Annotated in this window: 22 protein-coding genes and 1 pseudogene; 14 read left to right on the top strand and 9 right to left on the bottom strand. The window is 47.3% G+C overall.

Annotation, left to right across the window (positions count from 1 at the left end):
• The first annotated feature begins 362 nt into the window (after positions 1-362).
• The 7 genes from BM331_RS01875 to BM331_RS01845 all read left to right on the top strand — a co-directional run bounded on the left by BM331_RS01875 (position 363) and on the right by BM331_RS01845 (position 7,723).
• Positions 363-920, top strand: a complete 558-nt coding sequence (locus BM331_RS01875) for an NADPH-dependent FMN reductase (protein WP_074926515.1) — start codon at positions 363-365, stop codon at positions 918-920.
• A gap of 161 nt (positions 921-1,081) precedes the next feature.
• Entirely contained in the window at positions 1,082-1,900 is an 819-nt protein-coding gene (locus BM331_RS01870) for a DODA-type extradiol aromatic ring-opening family dioxygenase (RefSeq protein ID WP_074926513.1), read from the top strand.
• A 99-nt stretch (positions 1,901-1,999) separates the two neighbouring features.
• Positions 2,000-2,326 carry a c-type cytochrome gene (locus tag BM331_RS01865; protein WP_074926510.1) on the top strand — a complete coding sequence of 109 codons (327 nt, stop codon included), beginning with the start codon at positions 2,000-2,002 and terminating at the stop codon, positions 2,324-2,326.
• Positions 2,327-2,341: 15 nt separating this feature from the next.
• Positions 2,342-3,283: a twin-arginine translocation signal domain-containing protein gene (locus tag BM331_RS01860; protein ID WP_074926508.1), complete on the top strand. Its 942-nt coding sequence runs from the start codon at positions 2,342-2,344 to the stop codon at positions 3,281-3,283.
• Between the two features lie 12 nt (positions 3,284-3,295).
• A complete protein-coding gene (locus BM331_RS01855) occupies positions 3,296-4,840 on the top strand; it encodes an FAD-binding oxidoreductase (protein ID WP_074926505.1) in 1,545 nt (514 codons plus the stop codon).
• A 47-nt stretch (positions 4,841-4,887) separates the two neighbouring features.
• Positions 4,888-6,003, top strand: coding sequence for an NAD(P)-dependent alcohol dehydrogenase (locus tag BM331_RS01850; protein ID WP_074926502.1), 1,116 nt, complete (start codon positions 4,888-4,890; stop codon positions 6,001-6,003).
• Positions 6,004-6,244: 241 nt separating this feature from the next.
• Positions 6,245-7,723 (top strand): aldehyde dehydrogenase family protein, encoded by a 1,479-nt coding sequence (locus tag BM331_RS01845; RefSeq protein WP_074926499.1) that lies wholly within the window; start codon positions 6,245-6,247, stop codon positions 7,721-7,723.
• A 162-nt stretch (positions 7,724-7,885) separates the two neighbouring features.
• Here BM331_RS01845 and BM331_RS01840 read toward each other — a convergent pair whose 3' ends face one another.
• Positions 7,886-8,557: a hypothetical protein gene (locus BM331_RS01840; protein WP_074926496.1), complete on the bottom strand. Its 672-nt coding sequence runs from the start codon at positions 8,555-8,557 to the stop codon at positions 7,886-7,888.
• A 117-nt stretch (positions 8,558-8,674) separates the two neighbouring features.
• Positions 8,675-8,881 (bottom strand): hypothetical protein, encoded by a 207-nt coding sequence (locus BM331_RS12320; RefSeq protein WP_143100912.1) that lies wholly within the window; start codon positions 8,879-8,881, stop codon positions 8,675-8,677.
• Between the two features lie 372 nt (positions 8,882-9,253).
• Between BM331_RS12320 and BM331_RS01830 the strand changes: the two genes are divergently transcribed.
• Entirely contained in the window at positions 9,254-9,511 is a 258-nt protein-coding gene (locus tag BM331_RS01830) for an AbrB/MazE/SpoVT family DNA-binding domain-containing protein (protein ID WP_074926489.1), read from the top strand.
• Positions 9,511-9,843, top strand: coding sequence for a type II toxin-antitoxin system PemK/MazF family toxin (locus tag BM331_RS01825; protein WP_074926486.1), 333 nt, complete (start codon positions 9,511-9,513; stop codon positions 9,841-9,843). Before BM331_RS01830 ends, BM331_RS01825 begins: the two co-directional genes overlap by 1 nt.
• A gap of 21 nt (positions 9,844-9,864) precedes the next feature.
• Here BM331_RS01825 and BM331_RS01820 read toward each other — a convergent pair whose 3' ends face one another.
• From BM331_RS01820 to BM331_RS11370, 3 genes and pseudogenes are all read right to left on the bottom strand, one after another.
• Positions 9,865-10,425, bottom strand: a complete 561-nt coding sequence (locus BM331_RS01820) for a recombinase family protein (protein ID WP_074926483.1) — start codon at positions 10,423-10,425, stop codon at positions 9,865-9,867.
• Positions 10,426-10,778: 353 nt separating this feature from the next.
• Positions 10,779-11,186 carry an MAPEG family protein gene (locus tag BM331_RS01815; RefSeq protein WP_074926480.1) on the bottom strand — a complete coding sequence of 136 codons (408 nt, stop codon included), beginning with the start codon at positions 11,184-11,186 and terminating at the stop codon, positions 10,779-10,781.
• A gap of 66 nt (positions 11,187-11,252) precedes the next feature.
• A pseudogene (locus tag BM331_RS11370) lies at positions 11,253-12,058 on the bottom strand (IS5 family transposase).
• 480 nt (positions 12,059-12,538) lie between these two features.
• Between BM331_RS11370 and BM331_RS01800 the strand changes: the two are divergent.
• The gene (locus BM331_RS01800; protein WP_074926474.1) at positions 12,539-13,711 is read left to right on the top strand and encodes a type III PLP-dependent enzyme; all 1,173 of its coding nucleotides are present in this window, start codon (positions 12,539-12,541) and stop codon (positions 13,709-13,711) included.
• A gap of 218 nt (positions 13,712-13,929) precedes the next feature.
• Here BM331_RS01800 and fghA read toward each other — a convergent pair whose 3' ends face one another.
• The gene (gene fghA / locus BM331_RS01795; RefSeq protein WP_074926472.1) at positions 13,930-14,799 is read right to left on the bottom strand and encodes an S-formylglutathione hydrolase; all 870 of its coding nucleotides are present in this window, start codon (positions 14,797-14,799) and stop codon (positions 13,930-13,932) included.
• Between the two features lie 13 nt (positions 14,800-14,812).
• Entirely contained in the window at positions 14,813-15,919 is a 1,107-nt protein-coding gene (locus BM331_RS01790; protein WP_074926469.1) for an S-(hydroxymethyl)glutathione dehydrogenase/class III alcohol dehydrogenase, read from the bottom strand.
• 193 nt (positions 15,920-16,112) lie between these two features.
• Between BM331_RS01790 and ftsH the strand changes: the two genes are divergently transcribed.
• A complete protein-coding gene (gene ftsH, locus BM331_RS01785; RefSeq protein WP_074926466.1) occupies positions 16,113-17,966 on the top strand; it encodes an ATP-dependent zinc metalloprotease FtsH in 1,854 nt (617 codons plus the stop codon).
• On the opposite strand, the gene BM331_RS01780 is transcribed toward ftsH, so the two are convergent.
• Entirely contained in the window at positions 17,955-18,473 is a 519-nt protein-coding gene (locus tag BM331_RS01780; RefSeq protein WP_256214769.1) for a DUF3293 domain-containing protein, read from the bottom strand. The two genes, ftsH and BM331_RS01780, sit on opposite strands and share 12 nt — an antisense overlap.
• A gap of 13 nt (positions 18,474-18,486) precedes the next feature.
• Between BM331_RS01780 and BM331_RS01775 the strand changes: the two genes are divergently transcribed.
• Positions 18,487-19,206, top strand: a complete 720-nt coding sequence (locus BM331_RS01775) for a c-type cytochrome (RefSeq protein ID WP_074926463.1) — start codon at positions 18,487-18,489, stop codon at positions 19,204-19,206.
• Positions 19,203-20,480, top strand: a complete 1,278-nt coding sequence (locus BM331_RS01770; RefSeq protein ID WP_074926460.1) for a cytochrome c — start codon at positions 19,203-19,205, stop codon at positions 20,478-20,480. The genes BM331_RS01775 and BM331_RS01770 overlap by 4 nt, the downstream gene beginning before the upstream one ends.
• Positions 20,481-20,568: 88 nt before the next feature.
• Here BM331_RS01770 and BM331_RS01765 read toward each other — a convergent pair whose 3' ends face one another.
• A complete protein-coding gene (locus BM331_RS01765; protein WP_074926457.1) occupies positions 20,569-21,678 on the bottom strand; it encodes a TolB-like translocation protein in 1,110 nt (369 codons plus the stop codon).
• A 175-nt stretch (positions 21,679-21,853) separates the two neighbouring features.
• On the opposite strand from BM331_RS01765, the gene BM331_RS01760 reads away from it, so the two are divergent.
• Positions 21,854-25,252: a M20/M25/M40 family metallo-hydrolase gene (locus tag BM331_RS01760; RefSeq protein WP_083414647.1), complete on the top strand. Its 3,399-nt coding sequence runs from the start codon at positions 21,854-21,856 to the stop codon at positions 25,250-25,252.
• Positions 25,253-25,260: the final 8 nt, after the last annotated feature.

Here is a 25,260-nt window from a genome sequence, read left to right as displayed (position 1 = left end):
AACCTCTCCTATTGCAGGAGCCAGGCCTCTTTGCCTATTGGCATATCACCTATGCCGGAATGATTGAACGATAGGAGCAGTATGACTCGAGAGATTACGTACCGTTGCGGAAGAGCATGAGGGTAAGATTCCCTTGGGGTTAACTCGACCAACTAAACACTCAATCAGATCGGCGCTGATAAGCTATGTTGTTTCTTTGGTGTCAGAAAACTTACTTGAACAAAACAAAGGTTGTCCTGGTACAAGCTTGTAGTTTTTTTGTCTTGTATTTCTGATACGATTGTTCAGAGTGAACAGGAATATATTATTCTAGATAATAGAACAGGCATATCGAAATTCTTTATATAGAAGAAGGAGATAAAATGAATCATTATCAGGTTGGTGTCGTGATCGGAAGCCTTCGCAAAGAATCATTCAACCGTAAACTGGCGGATGCCCTGATAAAAATGGGTCCACCGGAATTTACATTCAAGCATCTCAATATTAGTGATTTGCCACTTTACAACCAGGATGATGATGACCATCCGGCCGAGTCGGTCAAACGGCTGAAACACGAAATCTCAGAAGTGCAAGGATTGATGTTCGTAACTCCGGAATACAACCGCTCTATGCCTGGTGTACTCAAAAATGCGCTGGATCATGCCTCTCGACCCTACGGGCAGAACGCATGGGCTGGTAAACCCGCTGGAGTCATAGGGGCCTCCATTGGCCCAATCGCGACAGCCATTGCTCAGCAGCATTTACGGACCTCTCTTGCCTACTTGGACGTGCCAACACTTTGTCAGCCGGAAGCATTTATTCACGTAAGTGAAAATCTGTTTGATGAAGCAGGAAACATTGGAAATGAGCGCAGCAGTAAGTTTTTGCAAAGCTGGATGGATCGCTATGTTGTTTGGGTAAAAAAACACGTAATCCCTTAAATAAAACCTGCCCATCTGCGAGATATTGGCGGTTGACTGTTCCATATATGTTCCCACTTTGATCCGTAGATTGTTGTAATCTGTTTTTTACTTTTCCTATTCAAAGGAAATACTGGATCAACTATGTTTCTATAACTTCTGCCAAGGGATGGGTACTAGTAATGAGCGAATTACCACAAGTATTTGCACCTGTTCTTTTCTTGCCACATGGAGGTGGACCATTACCTGTTCTGGGTGACAAAGGACATGAAACGATGGTTTTCTTTCTGCGAGAGATTGTAACCAAGCTGGAAGAGCCCGCAGCAATTCTAATTATTAGTGCCCACTGGGAAGAGGAGCAGGCAACGATAATAAGCAGCAATCAACCTAAAATAATCTATGATTATTATGGATTTCCAGCTGCAGCCTACGAGATTCAATACGAAGCACCCGGTCATCCTGAACTAGCAAATGAAGTGTACACACTGTTAGCAGCCAGTGGTATTTCAGCAAAGCTGGATGAACAACGTGGTTTTGATCACGGGATGTTTATACCGCTCAAGCTAATGTTTCCAGAAGCACGTATCCCCTGTATCCAGTTATCGCTATTAAAGAACTTGGATCCTCAAATGCATATTGCACTTGGTAGGGCTCTTACGTCTTTACGAAATCGGAATATTCTGATTATCGGTTCAGGCATGTCATTTCATAATTTGAAGACATTTTTCTCCAATACGATTGGTAGTAACCACGAGGATGAAGTATTCGATCGCTGGCTGGTAGAAACATGTACCGATTGGTCAATTTCTCCTAAAGAGCGTGAACAACGACTGATCGAATGGGAAAAAGCTCCTTTTGCCCGGTTCTGCCATCCAAGAGAAGAACATTTGTTACCTTTGCATGTTTGTTATGGTATGGCTGATACTGCCACTCCAGTAGCACAGACAGTATTTAACGAGAAAGTGATGGGAAAGAAAGTAAGTGCTTTTCTCTGGCAGTAATGCTGCTGAAATTAATTGACTCGTTGAAGTGAATAACTGAAACATATGAATTCAGTATCTTAAAATCGAAACTGTAATGAAATTGAGTGGAGGATTTATATGAAGAAGTCGGGACAAGTAGCCTCAGTATTTTTCTTCATTCTTACAACTATGCTAATGAGTAACGCATGGTCGGCACAAGAAGGCACGCTTAGCACGGGTCAGGTATGGAAAGATGGCGCAGAGATTTATACTAAAGTCTGTGCTTATTGTCATGAAACTAACGTTGGGCCGCAAATTCTTAATCGTCAACTTCCTGCAGTATATGTTCGTGCAATTGTTCGTAACGGAAACCGGGCGATGCCTCCATTCCGTGCTTCCGAAATTGATGATGAATCACTGGAAAAGCTGACAAATTTCATTTCACACAAGACATCTCAGCATTGAGGGAGGCTCTGTTTTATGAATGAGACTCGACGTAACTTCATTAAAGGAGTGCTTGCTGGCGGAACTTCTCTGGCCCTCGGCATTCCCGGGATTGCCCAGACAGCGTTAGCTAAATCATCTTTTGACAGCGCGCGAAACTGTCGATTATTGTTGGGTAACGTTTCTGTAGCCAAATTGTTTGCTAAAGGTGCGCAATCGGCTTGCTCTGTTCATAGCAATCACCATCATGACGCGATTCCGATATTAAAGCTTGAAAGCGGATTATCAGCTGGCTCTCTACCTTGGATTGACTCGCTGATGCAATCGCAAAACACACGCTGGATTGCTGTTATGGATCAAGCTGACGCAGCAATATTCACAGAGCTAGTGCGAAACTCTACAGCTCGCTTATTGACAACAGGCACGCATACTTCAGCATCTGCTGGCCATGCGGCTTTACCATTACGCCATGCGTGGATCACAGCGTCATCCTCATATAGTGCGGGAGGATTATTGACGCAGATACTAGCTCAGAGTGGATATGATTTTTCGATTGCTGAGGATTTTCTTACCCATGCAAAGGAAAGGGACATGAATAACATCTCCTTTCCGGAGTTCCTGCCTTATTACCTGACAGACCAACCGACATCCCACTTATATCGTGCTGGCGTATCACTTCCAGAAGCTGGCCGATTGATCGGCTGGGAGACATCAAAAACCGGGAAACCTTTATTTTTTCAACCTGCCAACATTGCTGTCAGTCAACATGAAACAAGAAATAGCAAGGAAGTTGAGTATCCTCAATTTAGTAACTGGGTTGAAGCTACCGGTTATGCAATTACTGCTGCCGCGCTCGGGGTAAGAATAAACCTGGAGTCGTGTGCCAAGCGTGTATTTGTACATCGATCGGATCAACACTATCCGGATCGTAAAAAATTATCAGGAATCAGCCTCGTTTCGTATGTAATCGACGTGTAGGGAGAAGACCGTATGGCCAGTAAATATGTGGCATTGCCAAAGGGTGTATCAGAGAAAGATTTCGATGGAGCTATCAGTAAATACCGTGAAATATTAGGTGATAGTTCGGTACTTATCAGTGCGGAGCAACTGGCATCCTATACTAAAACGATGATGCCAGTCTCTGATACTGAGCATGCGCCTTCTGCTGCGCTGCTAGCTACGACAGTTGAGCAGATCCAGAAAATTGTTGCGGTTTGTAATCAATACAAGATACCGATTTGGACAATTTCTACCGGAAAAAACTTGGGCTATGGTTCGGCAGCTCCGGGAGAACGTGGCCAGGTAGTGCTCGATCTTAAACGCATGAATCGTATTCTTGAAGTAGATAAGGATCTGGCTTTTGCTCTGGTTGAGCCTGGAGTGACTTATCAGCAGCTCTACGATTACATAAAAGAACATAAATTGGGTCTGTGGCTATCCATGCCAGCACCTTCGGCCATTGCTGGGCCAACGGGCAACACATTGGATCGCGGTGTTGGATATACCCCTTACGGGGAACATTTCTTGTTTGCCTGTGGCATGGAAGTAGTACTTGCGAATGGTGAGGTTTTGCGAACAGGCATGGGATCCATGCCTAATTCCAATACCTGGCAGGTATTCAAATGGGGATATGGTCCTTATTTAGATGGCATTTTCACGCAATCTAACTATGGCATTGTTACCAAATTTGGATTTTGGTTGATGCCTGAGCCGCCAGCATTCAAGCCGTTTGTGATTCAGTATGAGCATGAGGAAGATATTGTGGAAATCGTGGAAACGATTCGTCCGCTACGTATCAACGGAGTCATTCCAAATGCTGTCGTCATTGCACATGCGCTATATGAGGCACCTGTAAAAGCTAAGCGCAGTGATTATGTGAGTGGGCCAGGCTCAATTCCGGATGAAGCGGTTTATCGGATCATGAAAGACCACAAACTTGGTATCTGGAATGTGTATGCGGCGCTCTATGGTACGCAAGAGCAGATTGACGTGAACTGGAAGATTGTGACACAAGCATTTAGCCAATCGGGTAAAGCCAAAATCTTGACAGAAAAAGAAGCGGCAGATGACCCTGCATTCGCTTATCGCGCTAAACTGATGTGTGGCGAAATGACACTTACAGAATTTTCGTTATACAACTGGCGTGGGGGCGGTGGATCAATGTGGTTTGCGCCTGTTTCCCAGGCACGAGGAAGTGAAACACTCAAGCAAATGGCGCTGACCAAGCAGATTCTCACTAAATATGGATTGGATTATTCTGGTGAATTTATCGTTGGAATGCGTGATATGCATCATATTGTTGATGTGTTGTACGACAAAACTGACCCAGAGCAGGTAAAAGCAGCTTACCAATGCTTTGATGAGTTGTTGACTGAGTTTTCTGCACGAGGATATGGAACTTATCGCGTTAACACGGCTTTTATGGATAAGGTTGCTGAAACCTATGGGCCGGTACAGAGAAGTGTTCATAAAACACTTAAAAAAGCACTGGATCCTAACGGAATCCTTGCACCGGGAAAGTCGGGTATTCGTTAACTTTATTTTACTTTATACAGAAATAACTCATTTCCAGTGAGGAACAGATGAAACAAATTAAGGCTGCAGTAATTCGTCAGAAAGGTGGGCCTTTCCAGCTTGAAGATCTGATGCTGGAAGAACCTCGTAGTGATGAAGTACTGGTACGTATTGTAGCAACCGGGATGTGTCACACCGATATGGTGGCCCGCGATCAGCTCTATGATGTGCCACTACCAGTCGTTCTTGGGCATGAAGGTTCAGGTATTGTTGAACAGATTGGCAAAAACGTAAAAAAAGTAGCGACAGGTGATCATGTTGTGCTTACTTTTATGTGGTGTGGCCATTGCAAACCCTGTCTACAAGGCGACCTAACTTACTGTGAACATTTTTATGCATTGAATTTCGGTGGTGCGCGTGAAGATGGTAGTACCTCGACCTATCTGGCAAATGACACACGAGAATCGGTTCATGATCATTTTTTTGGACAGTCGTCATTTGGTACCTACGCACTGGTACATGAACGCAATGTAATCAAAGTACCTAAAACAGCACCACTGGAGTTGCTCGGGCCACTGGGTTGCGGTATCCAAACTGGTGCCGGAGCCGTCCTAAACACACTTAAGGTCACACCGGGCAGCAGCTTTGTGGCGTTTGGTGGAGGAGCGGTTGGGCTGAGTGCGGTAATGGCAGCACGTGCTGCTGGTGCAACGACTATCATCTCTGTTGACGTGGTTCCTTCACGTTTGTCGCTGGCAATAGAACTAGGTGCAACGCATACTGTTAATAGCCGAGAAACTGATCCTGTTGAAGCAGTTCACAAAATTACCGAAGGAGGGGCTGATTTCACTTTGGAATCAAGTGGGCGTCCAGAGGTATTGCGTCAGGCAATTGATGCCCTGGTAATCCGGGGAACATGCGGTATTGTCGGTGCCCCTGCATTAGGTACTGAAGCAAGCTTTGACGTCAATGGTGTGATGACCACAGGAAAGCGTATTATCGGGATCATCGAGGGAGACAGTAAACCGGATCTTTTTATTCCAACACTGATTGAACTTTACCAGCAGGGTAAGTTTCCTTTTGACAGATTGGTGAAATTCTATTCTCTGGATCAGATCAATCAGGCTACTGAGGATAGTGAAAAAGGCATTACGATTAAGCCAATCATTCGGTTTGCTTCTTAATTATCGGTTGCATGAGATTACTTTATGTACTTTCTTTGTGAGGTAAAAAAGTACATGTTAATTAATCAACCAGCTTACTGATTCTCTGACTTCTGAAGATCGAGGTATTTCTAGGCAAACTGATTGCTTCCCGGTGAGAGCAGATTGAAATATGAATTTAACAGAAACGTCCCTCCCAGATTGCCCCTCAGCCTAGTTATTTACCAGAACATCATTCCATCAAAATGATAAGTAACCGCACATGAATAGTGAAAAAACACGTTTGAGCTATACTGGTTTTGATCAATTGCCTATCAATGGAATATGGCGACATGGGAAAGGCTCAAAGGTTTTGCATGATCTGAATCCTTATAATAATGACATTCTTGTAGAGATTCCACATGTAAATCAAGAGGATGTAGATGAGGCATATCGGGGAGCGGCCAGAGTACAACCAACTTGGGCTGCGCTGCTTCCAGGAGAACGTGCAGCGGTAATGCGTCATGCTGCACAGGTAATGGAGGCACGCCAGGAAGAGGTTGTTCAATGGTTGATTCAGGAGACGGGCAGTACTCGTATCAAGGCTACTATGGAATGGGGCACAGTACGTGCAGTGTTACTGGAAGGTGCCACTCTGCCTTATTTGGTGGAAGGCCGTATTCTGCCTGCTGATATTCTAGGGAAGGAAAGCCGAATGTATCGCAAGCCAGTAGGGGTAGTAGGTATCATTAGTCCATGGAACTGGCCCATGCAATTATCAGCTCGGTCGGCTATACCTGCACTGGCGGTTGGTAACGCGATTGTTGTCAAACCCGCAAGTGATACTCCTGTTACGGGTGGTCTGCTGTTGGCTAAGATTTTGGAAGAAGCAGGATTACCAGCAGGTGTTTTTAGCGTAGTTGTTGGTGCGGGCAGTGAGATTGGTGACGCATTTGTCACGCATTCGATACCACGTGTGATTTCATTTACAGGATCAACTTCTGTTGGGCGCAATATTGCCAGATTGGCCGCGGAAGGGCCGATGTTGAAACGGCTTGAGTTGGAGCTAGGAGGTAACGGGCCTTTTGTGGTGCTAAATGATGCTGACCTTGATGCTGCAGTAGACGCGGCAGTGTTTGGTAAGTTCTTACATCAAGGGCAGACTTGCATGAGCGTCAATCGCTTTATCGTTGATGATGGTGTGCATGATGCTTTTCTGGATCGTTTCGTGGAGCGAGTACGCAAATTGAAATTTGGAAATCCGGATGAGCCGGATACCATGGTCGGTCCGATCATCAATGAATCTCAATTCAAGGGGTTATGTAGTCGTATCAAGGAAGCTGTCTCGGCCGGGGCGCGTAAGGTGGTCGGCGAGGAAGCACAGGGGTTGGTACTACCACCACATGTTTTTGCAGATGTGACTAACGAGATGCATGTGGCACAGACAGAATCTTTTGGCCCGATCGCACCGTTTATCCGAGTGCGTGGTGAGGAAGAAGCACTCAAGATTGCTAACGATACTGATCTTGGCCTTGCTGCTGCTATTTTTACTCGTGATGTCGAGCGAGGCTTACGTTTCGCACAGCGTTTGGAATCAGGCATGGCACATGTTAACGATCAGCCAGTGAATGATTTACCTTTTAACCCGTTCGGTGGTGAGAAAAATTCAGGGGTAGGGCGCTTCAATGGTGTTTGGGCTATCGCTGCATTTACTACTGATCAATGGATCAGTATTCAGCATGAGCCTCGCCATTATCTGTAATAACCTTATTCAATACTATTTTGTGCCTTTTACCGCCTTTTTTATGCAAGCATACTCATGATAAATTATGCAATAAAGAAAGGCCGGATTTACCGGCCTTTTCTAATATGTTGATCTATCTGTGATTTAAAGAAATAGATGCGACACAGTTATTCCGTGTCCTCACAAATTATGGCTGTGGTTGCGTTCTTTTGCTTCTTCTACGCTAGATTCTTTCCATACTTGAATATCTCCATCCGCTGCTGTCTTGAAATACTGCCGTAGCATTTTGTTGACCGCTTTTCGATAGCAATTCTTAAATCCAAAACGAGACCCGAGTGCAGCAACAGTAACAACCAAGATTAGGATCAAAGTTAGTATCGCTTGCCCGTTTGCAGTGATGAAGGTTGGGTCAGCTTTCTGGAACTCATGCACCATATCCGAGTACAACTCTGGAGAGAAGATCGCTGCCGTGACAACGAGCCAAAAGACTGAAAATGGAACAACAAAAATCAACATTCTCACCACTGCTGTGATGACATTACCCACATTCATAACCTGTGCGAGAGCGGTATGTTTGCTGTGGAACACTTCGTGTTGCATAGTCGCAAGCAAAGAGTCCGGCACTTCACCAATCTCGACACCATTAACGATAACTGTAACTTGTTGATCAGATCCCATGCCCATGCGAGCAATTAAGCTCTTATTGTACCTATCGGCCAGATAACTGAAAATTACTGTCATTACCACCACTCCGAGCAGTAGGCTTGGCCAGCCGTTGTAGGTACTAAAAAGAAGCATGACTGTTACTATTCCCAAGATGATAAAAGTCGGTAGATTAATTCTGTTGCTCATACCTTTCCTTAATTATGTAATTGCTCGTAAATTGTCCAGTGGCGTATTTCTTATTAGTTTTATGCACTTGTAATGATAGCTGATATTAAAATTATCTGATCTTTTAATAAAGACAGGTTAATACCACTCAAATACCTGTTTTTGTCGCGAGTTAAACCACTGTTGCCGACGACCGGGTACGCCACAACCATGCAGGTAATCACAGAGATTAGTCTTAGCTTTCTTTAGAAAAATAGGATCATAGAAAACTTCCTTGAGCTTTCTATCCTTGATGTATAGGATGACATCAATCGTCTTGTAAAGATCTGATTTAATGTCTTTCATGTCAAGCTGCATACCTACGTGTAATAACCTGCATTTATAACTGGATCAACCTGCATTCAATGCGATTTTGAGCCAGCAATAACTGCATCTATCCACCCCCGCAAACCAGAGATAACTGCAAATGAACCTGCAATTATTCCTATCGACCTGCATTTGATGTTTGTGAACTGACAATAACTGCAACTGAAATAACCAATGGGCTCACATTATCTGCAAATGAGCTTGCATTCATTCACGCTGGCTCGCATTCCATTGCGGGGTGCTTACATTAATTGCAAATGACGGCATTCCTATTGGCAGTCCAGGTCGCTGAGTATTGAAGAAAGACAGCAAGTGATGTTATACTCAAATATAACTTATGGGAGTTGCCATATGCACACCACTAATCTTCGCAAGGTCGGCGGCTCGATCATGCTGGCCGTTCCGCCTGCACTACTTGATGTTCTACACCTGTCAGTCGGGTCTACAGTCGAGATTGCTGTTGATAACGGCCGACTTGTGGTAGAGCCAAGGATACGGCCGCATTACACGCTCGATGAGCTGCTAGCACAGTGCGATCCCTCGATCGAGTTGACTGCCGAAGATCGGGAATGGCTGGATACTCCCGCCGTGGGTCATGAGCTGCTTTAATGGAGCGAGGGGATATTTATCTTGTTTCGCTTGATCCTGCTTCTGGCCATGAGCAACAGGGAGTGCGTCCGGTGCTGGTTATCTCTCCTGGCGTGTTCAACCGGCTGACAAAAACACCCATAGTACTGCCGATAACAACCGATGGCAGCTTTGCCAGAACGGCTGGATTCACCGTGTCACTCATGGGTACTGGTACCAAAACAACGGGGGTGGTTCGCTGCGATCAGCCGCGTGCTCTGGACATTGGATCACGCAATGGTCGCAAGATTGAACACTTGCCAACAACAATTGTCGATGAGGTACTGGCGAAACTCGCAACTCTTCTGGATTGAAGAAGAATGGTTGTGGCTTTTTCAATCTACTATTTTCAGATACTGGTATAGCGTCTCGCGGCTGATCCCAAAGTTGCGGGCGATCAGTGCTTTTTGTTCCCCTGCCATGACTCTTCGCTTTAATTCTGCTACCTGCTCACTATTGAGCGCTTTCTTGCGTCCCCGGTAGGCTCCACGTTGTTTGGCAAGTGTAATGCCTTCTCGCTGCCGCTCGCGGATCAGGGCACGTTCAAACTCCGCAAAAGACCCCATCACCGACAACATCAGGTTGGCCATCGGTGAATCCTCACCAGTAAAGATCAATCGTTCTTTGACAAACTCAACCTGGATACCTCGCCCGGTAAGATCTTGTACCAGCTTGCGCAAATTATCGAGGTTGCGTGCCAGACGATCCATGCTATGGACGACGACTGTATCGTCTTCACGTACAAAATCTAGCAACATATCAAGTTGTGGTCGCTGGGTATCTTTACCCGATGCCTTATCAGTAAATACACGATCTACCTGAATACCTTCCAGTTGTCGTTCCGGATTTTGGTCAAAGCTGCTGACTCGAACGTAACCAATGCGCTTACCTGACAAGTTAACTCCAAAAGTAATATATGTCAGAGTGAAATCTATTACCTTTGATTAGAAATGTCAATTAATTGTTATTTATACTCTATTCTGACGTTTGTGCGTAATGTAACCTGACATCAGGTTAGGGTATAGCTCAAAATGACATTCTGTTAATTATATGGGTTTGTAATGAATGTTTGTCAGTCGCAGTTAATTCTGGTTTGCACCGATCAAATGCAGGTTGATGGTGATAAATGCAGGTTCATTTGTAGTTATCTCTGGTTTGCGGGAGTGGATAGTTGCAGTTATTGCTGGCTCAAAATCGCGTTGAATGCTGGTTGACCTAGTTTTAAATACAGGTCGTTATACTTCTTCGATTAGGCCGTAGCTGCCTCACCCGACGCCGAGATCATAAAGTACCACAGGCCAATCACTGCTAAAAAATTGATAGTGAACACTAAACCTCTGAGCCGGACATTGCTAGTGAAAATCTGTACGGCGCTATGCAGAATGCGGCTACCAACGAATATCCAAGCAAGAGCGACAACTGTCTGGGTAGCCTGGAACTGCAAGAAGAGACAGGCGACGTAGAAGAAAAGTGGCCACTCAAACTGATTGGACAGGTTGGCGCTGATTCTTGGCTCAATGGCTGATAACGGGTTGCTCTCGTCTGATCGGCGTCCCAAACCCCATACAGCCGGAGCCCGCGCGATGGTAAGCAGGACATACAAGAACGCGGTGAGCATTACATGCGCTGCCATTGGCAGAATCAGAGCTTGCGGCATGAATCAGTACCCCTGAACTGACGCGACAGGTGACCTAACACAATAATATAATATATAAGAGCCTGTTTACGATCTTCTGAGTATCAGTGCCATGAAGGCCAGATGAATGAACTGCAAGCTGGTGTTAAGTTTGCGCTCGCAGTTTTTCCACAGCCGTCGGTTCTTCTCCAGCCAGGCAAAGTTGCGTTCCACCACCCAACGCTTGGGGATAACGGCGAAGGTATGCAACTTACTACGCTTGGCAATCTGCACTGTCACGTGCTCGCCCAGGATGTCCTTGACGCCCTGGGCAAAAGGCTGACCGACGTAGCCGCTATCACACAGCAAACTTTGGATTTGCTTCAAGTTCGGTTTGCAGCGCTTGAGAGCCTGTAACGCTCCTTTACGATCAGTCACTTCTGCCGTGGTTACCGCAATCGCATGCGGCAAACCCTAGGTATCTACCGCGATATGACGCTTGATGCCTGATACCTTCTTGCCTGCGTCATAGCCCTTCTGGCCCGCCGTGTCCGTGTTCTTCACGCTCTGCGCTCTGCGCATCCACGATCAGGAACGTGCTGCAAGCGTTGCGCCCCAATTTCTCTCGGGCCGCGCCAACCTGATTTTTTTAACGCCCGCTCCAACAGGCTGACGCCATCCTGGTCGGGCTCGCTCCATTTACGCCAATAGGCATATACGCTCTGCCACCTGGGAAACTTGTCGGGCAGGTATCTCCATTGACAGCCAGTGCGTAGCAGATACAACACCGCACAAAAGACCTCGTACAGATCCACTGTCGCAGGCTTGGTGCGGCGGCGTACACTGCGCAGTAATGGCTCTATCTCAGCAGACTTCTCTCGGCTGATGTCGCTGGCGTATTTTGGTCTCTTCATCCATCTATTATCAGGGGTGAGAAACAGATTGTAAACAGGTTTTAAGAAGTGTCCTGAAAGAATATTGCCCGTATTTTCTTGTCCAACTTGATTAGATCGGTAGAAAAACCCAATAAAAACCTGTTTAATATCTCACTGAAGAGTGCATTACGGCGTTGGGATCGAACTCAAAATGCTCAAGTTGGCTCTTTTTTCTGATGAAGATTGCTGCTTATAAAGCTGCTGCGCTTTGTAAACAGCCATCAAAAATAATGAAGATAATTTTTGTCATATAACATGATGATTATTAATCGTTTATTTTGATAAAAATAATGCAAAAAAATACTTGATTCTGAAAAAATCAAGCCTATAATGCGTGCCTTTAGAAATTCCAGCAGCCCATAAGGAGGTCATCATGAGAAGCAAGATAAACCTGTTTGTTCCAACTGATTGGGTTCAAATTCATATTCCCGAAACGTAGCGATTCCAGGAGAAATTCTCATGAAAAAACTATCCGCAGCCGTACAGCAGCAAACAGAAAATGTCATTTTTGATACTCACCCTGAAGTCAGTATCGATCTCTCCCTGGTGGAAACCAGATTAAAACAAGGTTATCTAAAGCCTTTTCTGATGGTGGATACCGCCATCATTCGCAATAAAGCCCGACGATTCAAGGCAGCCATGCCGTGCGTACATCCACATTATGCAGCCAAAGCCAATCCTGATCCACGTGTACTGAAAACGCTGATCGAAGAAGGTGTGGGGTTTGAAATCGCATCGATCGCGGAGCTTGATCTCCTGATGAATCTTGGCGTACCTGCTGCTGAAATCTTTTACAGCAACCCGATGAAATCGCGCGCTTACCTCCAGTATGCTGCTGCAAAAGGCGTGGAATGGTACGTGCTGGATAGCGTTGAGGAGCTGCGCAAGATCGTCAGTGTCAAGCCTGATGCCAAGTTGTATTTGCGAATTGACACTCCCAATATCGGCAGTGACTGGCCGTTGGCAGGAAAATTTGGAACACATCTGGTAGACGTGCGCGAAATTATTGATGAAGCTGTGAGGCTAAATGCGGATCTGGCAGGTGTTACTTTTCATGTGGGTTCTCAATGCCGCAATCCACAGAACTGGCGGGTTGGAATCGAGCGCGCCAAAACCGTGTTTGCCAGCATGCGCGAGGCCGGTCTCAATCCCCGGTTGTTGAATCTGGGTGGCGGCTACCCGGTGCGTTACGTCAAACCGATTCCATCCATTGAAATCATTGCTGAGGTTATTAACGAGGCCATTGCAGATTTGCCGGAAAATATTCGCATCATGGCAGAACCAGGGCGTTATCTGGTATCCGATTCAGCGTGTTTTGTGTGCCGTGTGGTCGGTACCGCGACCCGTAACGGCAAGCGCTGGATGTACTGGGATGCAGGGATCTTCGGCGGCATCATTGAGGTAAGCGAAGGGTTGCGTTACGAAATCCTGACTCAACGCAATGGTTCTCTGGTTCCTTGGGCGGTTGCTGGTCCGACCTGTGATTCCGTGGATGTATTGATGCACGACGAGATGTTGCCTGAAGATGTGCAGGAAGATGATTTCATCTTTATCCCTAACGCAGGCGCTTACACAACGTCGTACGCAAGCAATTTCAACGGCTTCCCGTTGCCGGATGTCATTGTGATTTGATGGTGCTAAGAACTGTCATGACAGTAGAGGATAAGGCGGCATTTTTATCAAATTTGCCGCTTATCCGTATTAAATCTCCGGTAAAACTGCATTAGCAGACTATCCTCATCCCGGGTATAACCACTCTGGATTGCTTCACAGGAACACGCTCGCAAAGGCGGAAGGTTGTCGCTGTCGTGTAATGACGATACAGATGTGTCAAGAAAATTCAGACTGAATTACCCTGCTGAATCAATCTGATCCAGCGTCAGCAGGGTGTGGTGATGCCGCAGGTGATCTTCAATGAAGGTGCTTATAAAGAAATAACTGTGATCATATCCGGCATGACGACGCAAGATAACAGGCTGCCCAGCTTGCTGGCAGGCAGCTTCAAAATAGCTGGGATGTAATTGTTCGGCAAGAAAAGGATCATCCAGTCCTTGATCAATTAATGGAGTTGGCAACCGGTGGCCAGATTCAATCAAGGCGGTCGCATCGTGTTTACGCCAGCTTTCTGGTGATTCTCCCAGATAGCGGCTGAATGCTTTTTGTCCCCAGAGACAATGGATGGGTGCCGCGATTGGTGCAAAAGCGGAAACTGATCGATACAGTTTAGGGTGACGCAGTGCCAGAGTCAGCGCACCATGCCCTCCCATAGAATGCCCCGAAATTCCCACACGTTTTGGATCAACCGGAAATTGACTCAGTATGATGTTGTGCAACTCCTGTGTTATATAGCTTTCCATATGAAAGTATTTAGACCAAGGAGATTCTGTAGCATCAAGGTAGAACCCGGCACCTGATCCAAATTCCCAATCATCCGCTTCCCCAGAAATACCGGTATTGCGCGGGCTGGTATCCATACTGACTAGCACCAGACCGAGCTCGGCAGCATAACGTTGTGCCCCAGCCTTGATCATGAAGGTTTCTTCCGTACAGGTTAGCCCAGCTAGAAAAAATAGTACGGGTAAACGCTGCTCACTGGCTTCAGGCGGCACATACACCGAGAAGCGCATTGGTAAGCCGATAATTTCCGAATGATGCTGATAGTAACTTTGAAGACCGCCAAAACAGCGGTGCTGGCTGCGAATTTCCAGTTTGATTGTCATATATTCCAGGAGATCAGTAAACCACGACCGAACGGATTGATTGGCCGGCTTCCATCAATTTGAAGCCTTCGTTAATGTCTTCCAGTTTCAGTGTGTGTGTGATGAGTGGATCAATGCTGATTTTGCCGTCCATGTACCAGTCAACGATACGTGGCACATCCGAGCGACCACGTGCGCCACCAAAGGCGGAGCCTTCCCATTTTCTGCCGGTAACCAGCTGAAACGGACGGGTACTGATTTCAGCGCCGGCCTCTGCCACACCAATAATGATGCTGCGCCCCCAGCCTTTGTGTGTACACTCCAGCGCCTGACGCATGACTGAAGTATTGCCGGTACATTCAAAACTATAGTCTGCACCGCCATCAGTCAGCTGTATGACCGCATCCACCACGTTTTCAACCTCATTCGGGTTGATGAAATGTGTCATGCCGAATTGTCGGCCTAATACTTCCCGCTCCGGATTGATGTCAACGCCGATAATCTTGTCTGCACCGACCATGCGTGTACCCTGAATAACATTTAGACCAATGCCACCCAGCCCGAATACAGCGACATTTGTACCGGTTTCCACTTTGGCGGTAAACAGTACCGCACCAATACCGGTGGTCACCCCACAACCAATGTAACAGGCTTTGTCAAAAGGGGCATCTTCACGAATCTTTGCCAGAGCAATTTCAGGGACAACGATGTAATTGGAAAAAGTCGAGGTCCCCATATAGTGCATAATGGATTTGCCGTTGAGTGAGAAGCGCGAAGTGCCATCCGGCATCAGGCCTCGCCCTTGTGTTGCACGGATCGCCTGACATAAATTGGTTTTACGCGAGAGACAAAACTTGCATTCCCGGCATTCTGGTGTGTACAAGGGAATAACATGATCGCCCGGACGCAATGATTTGACATCTGCACCCGTTTCAACCACAACCCCGGCGCCTTCGTGGCCAAGAATTGCAGGGAAGAGGCCTTCCGGATCAGCGCCGGAAAGTGTGTAGTAATCAGTATGGCAGATACCTGTGGCCTTGACTTCAACCAGCACCTCGCCCGCGCGCGGAGCGGCAAGATCGACCTCTTCAATGGTAAGGGGCTGGCCAGCCTGCCAAGCGACTGCTGCACGTGTTTTCATGACGAGTTATCCTTGTGAGAAGTTTGATGAAAGTAGTCATTGTATCTGACTGACACGGCCATGCAACCCGGTTCTTTTGCGAAAGGCCGGATAAAGGATGAGGTTGTACCATTTCCCGGTTTTAGATCGACTAAATTGGGTATGATTTACCGATATTCTGAAAAAATAAAATCAGACAGACAAAGGAGGATTCATGAATAGCCAGTCACCAGTGGACAAGAAAACACAGATCAACTTCTGGTATGTGTTAATTGCGGTACTCAGCATTCTCTTCATCCAGAATCTTTACACGCAATATACAAAAATCGAGCCGATTCCCTACAGCCGTTTTCAGACATTGCTGGAACAGGACAAAGTAGCGGAAGTAGCCATTACCGATCAGCAGATTTTTGGCAAGCTCAAGGATACGAGCGGTGAAAAGTTTACTGAATTCGTCACCACTCGGGTCGAATCGGATCTGGCAGGAATGCTGGATAAGCACAGTGTCACCTATACCGGCGTGGTGCAAAGCACCTGGTTGCGCGATATTCTTTCCTGGATAGTACCGATGGCAATTTTTATCGGTATCTGGCTGTTTATCATCAGGAAGATGAATAAGGGAATAATGGGAAGTGGGTTGATGTCAATTGGCAAAAGCCGTGCCAAGGTTTATGTAGAAAAGGAAACCAAAGTCACTTTTGCCAATGTTGCCGGTGTAGACGAGGCCAAAGAAGAGTTAATCGAGATCGTTAATTTCCTTAAAAATCCTTCTGAATACAGTCGGCTAGGTGGCAGGGCGCCCAAAGGTATTTTGCTGGTTGGCCCACCCGGCACTGGTAAAACCCTGCTGGCGCGTGCGGTGGCAGGGGAGGCAGGCGTACCGTTTTTTTCAATTTCCGGTTCGGAATTTGTCGAAATGTTTGTGGGCGTAGGTGCTGCCAGAGTGCGCGATCTGTTTGAACAGGCACGCCAGATGGCGCCTGCCATTATTTTTATTGATGAGCTGGATGCGTTGGGACGTGCGCGCGGTGCAGGTGGATTTGGCGGTCATGATGAAAAAGAACAGACACTGAATCAGTTGCTGGCCGAGCTGGATGGATTCGACTCTTCCAGCGGTATTGTATTGCTGGCAGCCACCAATCGTCCTGAAATTCTGGATGCCGCCTTACTGCGTGCCGGACGTTTTGATCGCCAGGTACTGGTCGATCGACCGGATAAAAAAGGTCGCCAACAAATCCTGGGCGTTCATATCGGCAAAATTACACTGGCCTCCGATGTAGATACCGAACAGATCGCTGCCCTGACACCTGGATTTACCGGCGCAGATCTGGCCAACCTGATTAATGAAGCCGCATTACTAGCGACTCGGCGTGGTGCAGCAGCCGTGGCCATGGATGATTTTAACAACGCAATCGAGCGGATTGTAGCTGGCCTGGAGAAACGTAATCGCCTGCTTAATCCCGTTGAAAGACGTACTGTTGCTTATCATGAACTGGGGCATACCATGGTGGCGCTGGCGCTACCAGGATTAGATGAAGTTCATAAGGTATCAATTATTCCACGTGGCATTGGCGCATTGGGATACACCATTCAGCGTCCCACCGAAGATCGTTTCCTCATGACACGTAAGGAGCTGGAAAATAAAATGGCAGTGCTACTGGGGGGGCGTGCAGCAGAACAGCTAGTATTCAGTGAAATTTCAACTGGCGCTTCGGATGATCTGGCACGCGCCACCGATATTGCTCGTGCAATGGTATTGCGCTATGGCATGAGCGAGGCAATCGGTAATGTGGTGTATGACCGGGAGCAAATGACTTATTTGCAACCCAATTTCCCAATGCCACAAAGTCGGGATTACAGTGAGGAAACCGCCAACAAGATTGATCTGACGGTACGTACACTGCTTGATCAGGCACTTGAGCGCGCGATTAAAATTCTGGATATGAACCGGGCACTGCTTGACCAAACTGCGCAGCAATTGCTGGAAACTGAAACATTGAATCAACCGGAAATACTGGAGCTAAAACGCAATATTCTTGCTGAGGAAACTGCCTCTTTAACGCAGTAAAACTAATCGGGGGATTGTGTCAGTATTCATCCAGACGATTGCATTCTGTCCAAACACATGCCCGATGGTTACTATCGTAGCGAGGTCGATCCCCAGCGCGAGAAAACTGGCCTCGGCCGGCCATTTCCCGGACGGGTCGATGCTCTCTCCCGGATAGATATAGTTTGAATAGCGGGCAAGTTGCTCGTGCAACCGGATCGTGGCAGACTGATTTTCTTCAGGCATTGCCATTTGGCTGGTGGGGTTACAGGCGGTGATATACGCTGCATTCTGGCTCCTGGTTGCCTGCAGTAGCGTTGCAACAGACTTGGATTGGCTGCCAATACGCAGCATGATCAGGCTGGTTGTGTCAATCCGTACCTGATACCAGGCAGCAAGGTAATTATTGATCAGCTCTTTTGAAAGGGTGGTTGGCCTTGTATTTCCATCCTGCAAAATAGCCTGACTCCAATCCAGGTTTTCAGGCAGAAGTACGGGAGCATTTTGGTTATTTTGATAATTTTTCACTGGTTGAGTGTAAATGAAATTTATTATTTTTATCTTGTTATGGACGATCTCCAATCTGGCTAATGCGCTGGAGCCGATGCCACCCAAAATTTCCGATACGCTGGAGCAGCGTGTCAAGCCTTGTATTATTTGTCATGGTGATGAAGACAGAGCGGGGCGGGATGCTTATTACCCGCGCATTGCAGGCAAGCCTGCCGGTTATCTGTTTAATCAGTTGCGCAATTTTCGCGATGGGCAACGTTATTACCAGGCCATGGCGATCCTGCTGGAAAATATGTCTGATGATTATCTGCTTGAAATTGCCCATTATTTCTCTTTCCTGAAATATCCCTATCCGCAACCGACAGCAAACACACTTTCACCCGGTGAAACACAGGCAGTAGAAACGCTGATTCATTCGGGCGACCCTGACCGGGATATTCCTGCCTGTAGTGCCTGTCACGGTAAGGCCTTAACAGGGACGAAACCCTTTATTCCCAGTTTACTGGGTTTGCCACATGCCTATTTGGCTGCCCAATTTGGCGGCTGGCGCAACGGCGGAATCATGCGTGGACAAACACCAGATTGTATGTCTGAGATAGCCAATAAAATGACACAGGAGGAGGTGAATGCGCTGGCCATGTGGCTGCCCACCCAGCCGGTAACGGGTGAATCCGCAGAGGCGGAAGAATTGCCCCCGGAACTTGTTCAGCGTTGTCAGACCATTTTATCCGGAGAGGGCTTTATCCAATGAAATTGTCAAATGAATTTAAATTTGCCGGGAAACGGCAAATGATTGTTTTTGCAGCGAGCCTGTTGTTACCGTTGTCAGTTATTGCAGCAAGCCAGTCTCCAACTCCAGATGCTGAGCAAGTCAAGCGTGGTGAATATCTATCGCGGGCTGCAAATTGTATGGGTTGCCACACGACCCGAGGTGGAGAGCCTTATGCTGGCGGACGTACGCTGAAAACGCCGTTTGGCGAATTTGTAACACCAAACATTACACCAGATGATGAAACAGGCCTCGGCCGCTGGAACAATGAGGATTTCTGGCAAGCACTTCATTCCGGGAAAGCGCGCGATGGCAGCTATCTGTACCCCGTCTTTCCTTATACCGAATATACAAAGATCACGCGCGAGGATGCGGATGCCATGTTCGCCTATCTGCGTTCATTGAAGCCGGTTGCGCAGACCAATCCGCCACACAAGATCAACTCGCCCTACGATAACCAGTTTCTGCTGTTCCTGTGGCGGACGTGGTATTTCAAGGAGGGAGTGTATGAGCCGGATAATTCCAAAAGCGAAGAATGGAACCGTGGTAACTATCTGGTACAAGGGCTTGGGCACTGTAATGCCTGCCATACCCCGCGCAATGTATGGGGTGCCACTCAGGATAGCAAGCTGGCAGGAGGTGAAATTATGGGAACCTACTGGTATGCCCCTTCGCTGATTTCCCCATTGGAGGCGGGGGTAGGAGAATGGTCAACAGGTGAAATCGTCAAACTGTTGTCTACTGGCATAAACGAGCATGCGGTAACTTCCGGCCCCATGGCCACTATTGTCCGGCAAAGTCTGCAATATCTGTCTCCTGAAGATATGCGTGCCATGGCGGTTTACCTGCAATCTATTGGTGAGAAACGCAACGGGAATGAGGCACCGAAAAAAATCCCACCTATGCCGGAGCGAGTCAGCAAATATCTGGCACTGGGGAAACCGGTATATGAAAAACATTGCCAGGGTTGTCACGGCGAATCAGGAGAGGGCGTGCCGGGCATTTACCCACCGCTGGCGGGTAATCGTAATGTCACTATGACCTCACCGCACAACACCATTCGTAGTGTGCTATATGGTGGGTTCCCTCCCGTCACAGCGGGTAATCCGCGTCCTTATGGCATGCCACCTTTCCAGCACATCATTCGCGATAATGAAATTGCCTGGGTGGTTTCCTATATCAGAAATACCTGGGGAAATCTTGGCAGTCTGGTGAGTCCGGAAGAGGTTGATAACAGCCGGGGAAATGAGTTCTGAAGCTGGGCTGAGTTGATGCTGGCTGACAGTTTTATTTTTTACAACTGTCAGCCAGACTAAACAACCACTGACTTTAACCAGTGGTTATTTATTTCAACCCCAGACTTCCCAGTGCTTTTTCATGGTTCCATTTGCCGTGAAAAAGACGGCCTTTTTTATCAGGTGTGCGGTCGCTGGTCCAGGTGATGTACTGGCCATCCGGTGTAAATACCGGCAGGCCATCGAATCCTTCTTCCTCCGTTACCCGTATGGGTTCTTTCTTGCCATCAACATCAACGATGTAAAGCTCGAAATTCCGATGCCCCTCAACGTTGGTTGCGAAAATAATGTACTGATTGGATGGGTGATAAAAAGGTGCCCAAGACATCTTGTTGAGCCGGGTAAGCTGCTTTTGATCCGATCCATCAATATTCATGGTGAATATTTCTGCTTCCTGCCCATTCTCGGAGAAACGACGCCAAACGATCCTTTTTCCATCCGGACTGAAGAACGGGCCACCGTCATAGCTATTGGTATGCGTCAGTCTTTTTACGTTGGAGCCATCTGCATCCATGATGTAAATATCGATCAGGGAAGAAGGGTTATTGTTGAACAGTGCAGTTTCTTCTTCGGTAAGCGGCTCGCTGTAAGCCCGGCGGTTGGAGGCAAATGCAATCAGCTTACCATCTGGCGACCAGGAAGCCTCCGCATCGTATCCTTTAATATTGGTAAGGTTTTTGATGTTTTTGCCTTCGAAATCAGCTTCATAGATATCGTAGAATTCGTCATAATCCCAGGCATACGCCCTGCGCTGGCCAGATTTTCTTTGCTCAATCTCAGCAACCATCTTGGCTTTGGCTTCGGGATCGTCATGGGTTGAAGAAAACAACACCTTCTCCTGGGAAGGATGTACCCACGAACAAGTGGTTTTGCCAATGCCAGGTGAAATCTGCTGCACATTCTCACTGGCAAGATTTTTCAGATAAATCTGGTAAAAAGGATTCTCACCAGCAACTTCTGCCTGATAAACCAGCCAGTTACCATCAGCACGGTAATACCCTTCACCGGACCTGACTTCCTGCCCTGAAATCTGTTTGGCATCGGTAATAAAACCGGCTGCTCCTGCCTGAGCCATAACAAGAAAACAGGCGGTTGCCAGTAAATTACGAACAAATGGCAGGCCACCGGAAAGGCTGATCGGCTGTGTAAAATTTTTCATTTGGTTCATAATCCTCATCAGTAAATAAAAATCATTTAAGCATAGTTTCCGTAAAAAGATAAGCAAAGGTAAGCGAACCCACCCGTTACAAGGGCATCCTAATAAAGGATCATCAAACCGGCCCGAACGATCTAGTTCGCTATTCAATTCAGTTTTCAATAATTTTTAATCAGTTATGATACTTTCAATCCGTTTTTTTATCCTGTGCTGCTTTATCTTTATCAACCTGCTTTGTAGTGTGCTTGTGCTGGCTAATGACCAAACATTTCACCACCGGATGGAAATCATACTCTCGCCGGATACCTCGGAAATTCAGGTCAAGGATCAGATTCATGTCCCCAAGCATATGCTCAATCCAACAACAGTGACTCGTCTGGAATTCAGCTTGCATGCGGGTTTATCGGTTACAGCAGATAAAGGAGTAGATATTGCCGCCCGAACAGCTGATGTGGCTGCGGACTATGCCGGCCCGGTGCCGCTGAAGCGTTACACCATAACGTTATCAGCAGGGCAGGAGTCTTTTTCACTGATTTTCAACGGACAGATTCACCATGCAGTGCGTGATCCCAGTCTGGAATACGCGCGCAGCTTTAGCTATTCACCCGGATTGATTTCGGAAGAAGGCGTGTTTCTGGCCAGCTCGACTGCCTGGTATCCCCGGTTTGATGACGATATGGTGTCATTTCATCTGGATATTCAGCTGCCAGCCGGTTGGGATGTGGTCAGCCAGGGAAAACTGTTGCAGGAGCAGACCACAGCAACCACCCGGCATGTTATCTGGGAAGAAAACCATCCGCAGGATGATATTTATCTGGTTGCCGGGCGCTATCAGCGTTACCAGCAAACAGCCGGGCCGGTCGAGGCCTATGTTTATCTGCGCAGCGCGGATGAGGCATTAGCACAAAAATATCTAGATGCCACCGGACAATACATTGCCATGTACAGCAAGCTGATCGGGCCCTACCCCTATGCAAAGTTTGCACTGGTCGAAAACTTCTGGGAAACCGGTTATGGTATGCCTTCGTTTACCTTGCTGGGGCCGCGGGTTGTACGCTTTCCTTTCATTCTGCATACCTCCTATCCACATGAAATTTTGCACAACTACTGGGGTAACGGCGTATTTGTTGATTACCGCAAAGGTAACTGGTCAGAAGGATTGACTGCTTATCTGGCAGATCATCTCGTTAGTGAACAGAGTGGCAAAGGAGAAGAATACCGCCGCGATGTGCTGCAAAAATATGCTGATTTTGTGAATAAGGAAAAGGATTTTCCGATTGCCCGGTTTACTTCGCGCCACAGTCCCAGCACAGAGGCCATCGGTTATGGCAAAGCCATGATGCTGTTTCACATGCTGCGGCAGGAACTGGGGGATCAAGACTTTACCCAGGTGCTGCGTGCTTTCTACCAGCAATACCAGTTCAAACAAGCTTCATTTGAAGATCTGTTGACAACTTTTAATGCCCAAACCGGCAGGGATTTTTCTTCGTTCTTTCAGCAATGGGTGTATCAGAGTGGTGCGCCTGATCTGTTGCTGGAAAGCGCCCAGGCTGAACCTGTAGGCAATGGGTTCAGGCTTAAAGCCGTTGTTAAGCAAACCCAATCGGGTGCTCCCTATCAACTAAGCATACCGGTGGCGATTCATCTGGAAGGGGAAACAGCCGCCCGGCAAATACAGATCGAAATTAACCAATCGGTCAACCGTATTGCAATGGATTTCCCGGCACGTCCGGTACGCATTGATATCGATCCCCAGTTTGATGTATTCCGGCGTTTGGATAGTCGTGAAATTCCTTCTGCCTTGTCGCAAGGTTTTGGAGCAGAAAACCCCTTGCTGATATTGCCTGCCAACGTTAGTGAAGAACTGATGCAGGCTTATCAATCACTGGCTGACAATTGGCAAAGAACACAAGTCGGTTCGCTGGAAATAGTCCGGGATGATCAACTGCAAGCATTGCCTGCTGATCGCACAATCTGGATTTTGGGTTGGCAAAATAAATTCAGCAATCAATTAATTGATTCCCTGGCGGAACAAGGTGTGGCCAGAAAAGAAGGCACGCTACAGCTAAGCGATAAAACTTGGCAACAGAGCAAACATGCTGTGGTGCTGACAGCGCGTCAGCCGACTAATCCGGATTTAACCCTGCTGTGGGTAGCAGCTGATCAACCTGCAGCGATCGCCGAATTAGCCAGAAAACTGCCACATTACCGCAAATACAGCTATCTGGTATTTGAAGGAGATGAGCTGAATAATATTAATAAAGGGCAATGGCCAATTACCCGCTCGCCACTGACGCAACTAATCACTCAAAAAGATAACGCTACATTTACCTCGAATCACGTCAGCACATTGGCGCCGCGTCGGGCACTGGCGGAGCTGCCGCCCTTGTTTTCAGAAAATCGCATGCTGGAGGATATTACCTATTTGGCCAGCGAAGCGTTCAAGGGGCGTGAGCTGGGTAGCCCGGAACTGGACAAGGCTGCGGAATACATCGCGCAACAATTCCAGCAGGCAGGGTTGCAACCCGGAGGAGAAGGTAAAAGCTATTTTCAGATATGGCAGCAGGATGTGGGCGAGCCCAAAGGAAAAATCACACTACGTAACGTTATCGGCATCCTGCCGGGCGCGAATCCTGAGTTAGCCGGGCAAAGCCTGGTGATTGGCGCGCATTATGATCACCTTGGTATGGGCTGGCCAGATGTACGCGCCGCCAATCATGGCAAGATTCATTATGGTGCGGATGATAATGCCAGCGGTATCGCTGTTATGCTCGAACTGGCACGGCAGGTTGCAACCAAATGGCAACCACAGCGCTCCATCATTTTTATTGCATTTACCGGTGAAGAAGCTGGTTTGTTAGGCTCTACCCATTATCTTGGCGATCCATTATCCGGTTATCCATCAGAAAGAATCATGGCAATGCTCAATCTGGATACCGTTGGCCGATTGGGAAATAACCCGGTTACATTGTTTGGCACGGGTACGGCACGTGAGTTGGTGCATGTTTTCCGGGGTGCTGGTTTTGTTACCAGTATTCCCGTCAACCTCGTGGCAAACGATTTTGGCTCCAGCGATCAGGCTGCTTTCATCAAGGAGGGAATACCATCAGTCCAGTTCTTTGGTAGCGCGCACGAGGATTACCACGCGCCGGGCGATACTGTCGATAAAATCGATACCGCCGGATTGATCAAAGTGGCAGCCATTCTCAAGGAAGGTGCTGAGTATCTGGCCAATCGTATTGAGCCGTTGACTATCATGCTCGATGCACAGCCATCTCGTTTAACACAGGCTCCTGCGCAGACAAATGCCAAACGTAAAATCAGCCTCGGCACCGTGCCGGATTTTTCCTGGCAAGGAGAAGGTGTGCGGGTGGAGGATGTCGTTGCCAATTCTCCGGCACAGCAGGCGCAGCTACAGCCGGGTGATATTTTGATTAAGCTGGCAGGACAACCCATCACCAACCTGAAGTCGTATGCAGCTATTCTCACAACCATGAAAGCAGGAGAAAAAGTAGTGCTGCAATTTCAGCGGGGAAAAGAGCTTAAGACAATCAAAATCACACCAGTTGAACGCTAATATCAGAA

Source organism: Nitrosomonas eutropha (genome assembly GCF_900116685.1).
Lineage (GTDB): Bacteria > Pseudomonadota > Gammaproteobacteria > Burkholderiales > Nitrosomonadaceae > Nitrosomonas > Nitrosomonas eutropha_A.
This window is presented reverse-complemented; position numbering and strand designations above follow the sequence as displayed.

Excerpts from the sequence above, each read along its gene's own strand:
- BM331_RS01875 (WP_074926515.1), top strand. The coding sequence starts at position 363 with ATGAATCATTATCAGGTTGGTGTCGTGATCGGAAGCCTTCGCAAAGAA.
- BM331_RS01870 (WP_074926513.1), top strand. The coding sequence starts at position 1,082 with ATGAGCGAATTACCACAAGTATTTGCACCTGTTCTTTTCTTGCCACAT.
- BM331_RS01865 (WP_074926510.1), top strand. The coding sequence starts at position 2,000 with ATGAAGAAGTCGGGACAAGTAGCCTCAGTATTTTTCTTCATTCTTACA.
- BM331_RS01860 (WP_074926508.1), top strand. The coding sequence starts at position 2,342 with ATGAATGAGACTCGACGTAACTTCATTAAAGGAGTGCTTGCTGGCGGA.
- BM331_RS01855 (WP_074926505.1), top strand. The coding sequence starts at position 3,296 with ATGGCCAGTAAATATGTGGCATTGCCAAAGGGTGTATCAGAGAAAGAT.
- BM331_RS01850 (WP_074926502.1), top strand. The coding sequence starts at position 4,888 with ATGAAACAAATTAAGGCTGCAGTAATTCGTCAGAAAGGTGGGCCTTTC.
- BM331_RS01845 (WP_074926499.1), top strand. The coding sequence starts at position 6,245 with ATGAATAGTGAAAAAACACGTTTGAGCTATACTGGTTTTGATCAATTG.
- BM331_RS01840 (WP_074926496.1), bottom strand. The coding sequence starts at position 8,557 with ATGAGCAACAGAATTAATCTACCGACTTTTATCATCTTGGGAATAGTA.
- BM331_RS12320 (WP_143100912.1), bottom strand. The coding sequence starts at position 8,881 with ATGAAAGACATTAAATCAGATCTTTACAAGACGATTGATGTCATCCTA.
- BM331_RS01830 (WP_074926489.1), top strand. The coding sequence starts at position 9,254 with ATGCACACCACTAATCTTCGCAAGGTCGGCGGCTCGATCATGCTGGCC.
- BM331_RS01825 (WP_074926486.1), top strand. The coding sequence starts at position 9,511 with ATGGAGCGAGGGGATATTTATCTTGTTTCGCTTGATCCTGCTTCTGGC.
- BM331_RS01815 (WP_074926480.1), bottom strand. The coding sequence starts at position 11,186 with ATGCCGCAAGCTCTGATTCTGCCAATGGCAGCGCATGTAATGCTCACC.
- BM331_RS01800 (WP_074926474.1), top strand. The coding sequence starts at position 12,539 with ATGAAAAAACTATCCGCAGCCGTACAGCAGCAAACAGAAAATGTCATT.
- fghA (WP_074926472.1), bottom strand. The coding sequence starts at position 14,799 with ATGACAATCAAACTGGAAATTCGCAGCCAGCACCGCTGTTTTGGCGGT.
- BM331_RS01790 (WP_074926469.1), bottom strand. The coding sequence starts at position 15,919 with ATGAAAACACGTGCAGCAGTCGCTTGGCAGGCTGGCCAGCCCCTTACC.
- ftsH (WP_074926466.1), top strand. The coding sequence starts at position 16,113 with ATGAATAGCCAGTCACCAGTGGACAAGAAAACACAGATCAACTTCTGG.
- BM331_RS01775 (WP_074926463.1), top strand. The coding sequence starts at position 18,487 with ATGAAATTTATTATTTTTATCTTGTTATGGACGATCTCCAATCTGGCT.
- BM331_RS01770 (WP_074926460.1), top strand. The coding sequence starts at position 19,203 with ATGAAATTGTCAAATGAATTTAAATTTGCCGGGAAACGGCAAATGATT.
- BM331_RS01765 (WP_074926457.1), bottom strand. The coding sequence starts at position 21,678 with ATGAAAAATTTTACACAGCCGATCAGCCTTTCCGGTGGCCTGCCATTT.
- BM331_RS01760 (WP_083414647.1), top strand. The coding sequence starts at position 21,854 with ATGATACTTTCAATCCGTTTTTTTATCCTGTGCTGCTTTATCTTTATC.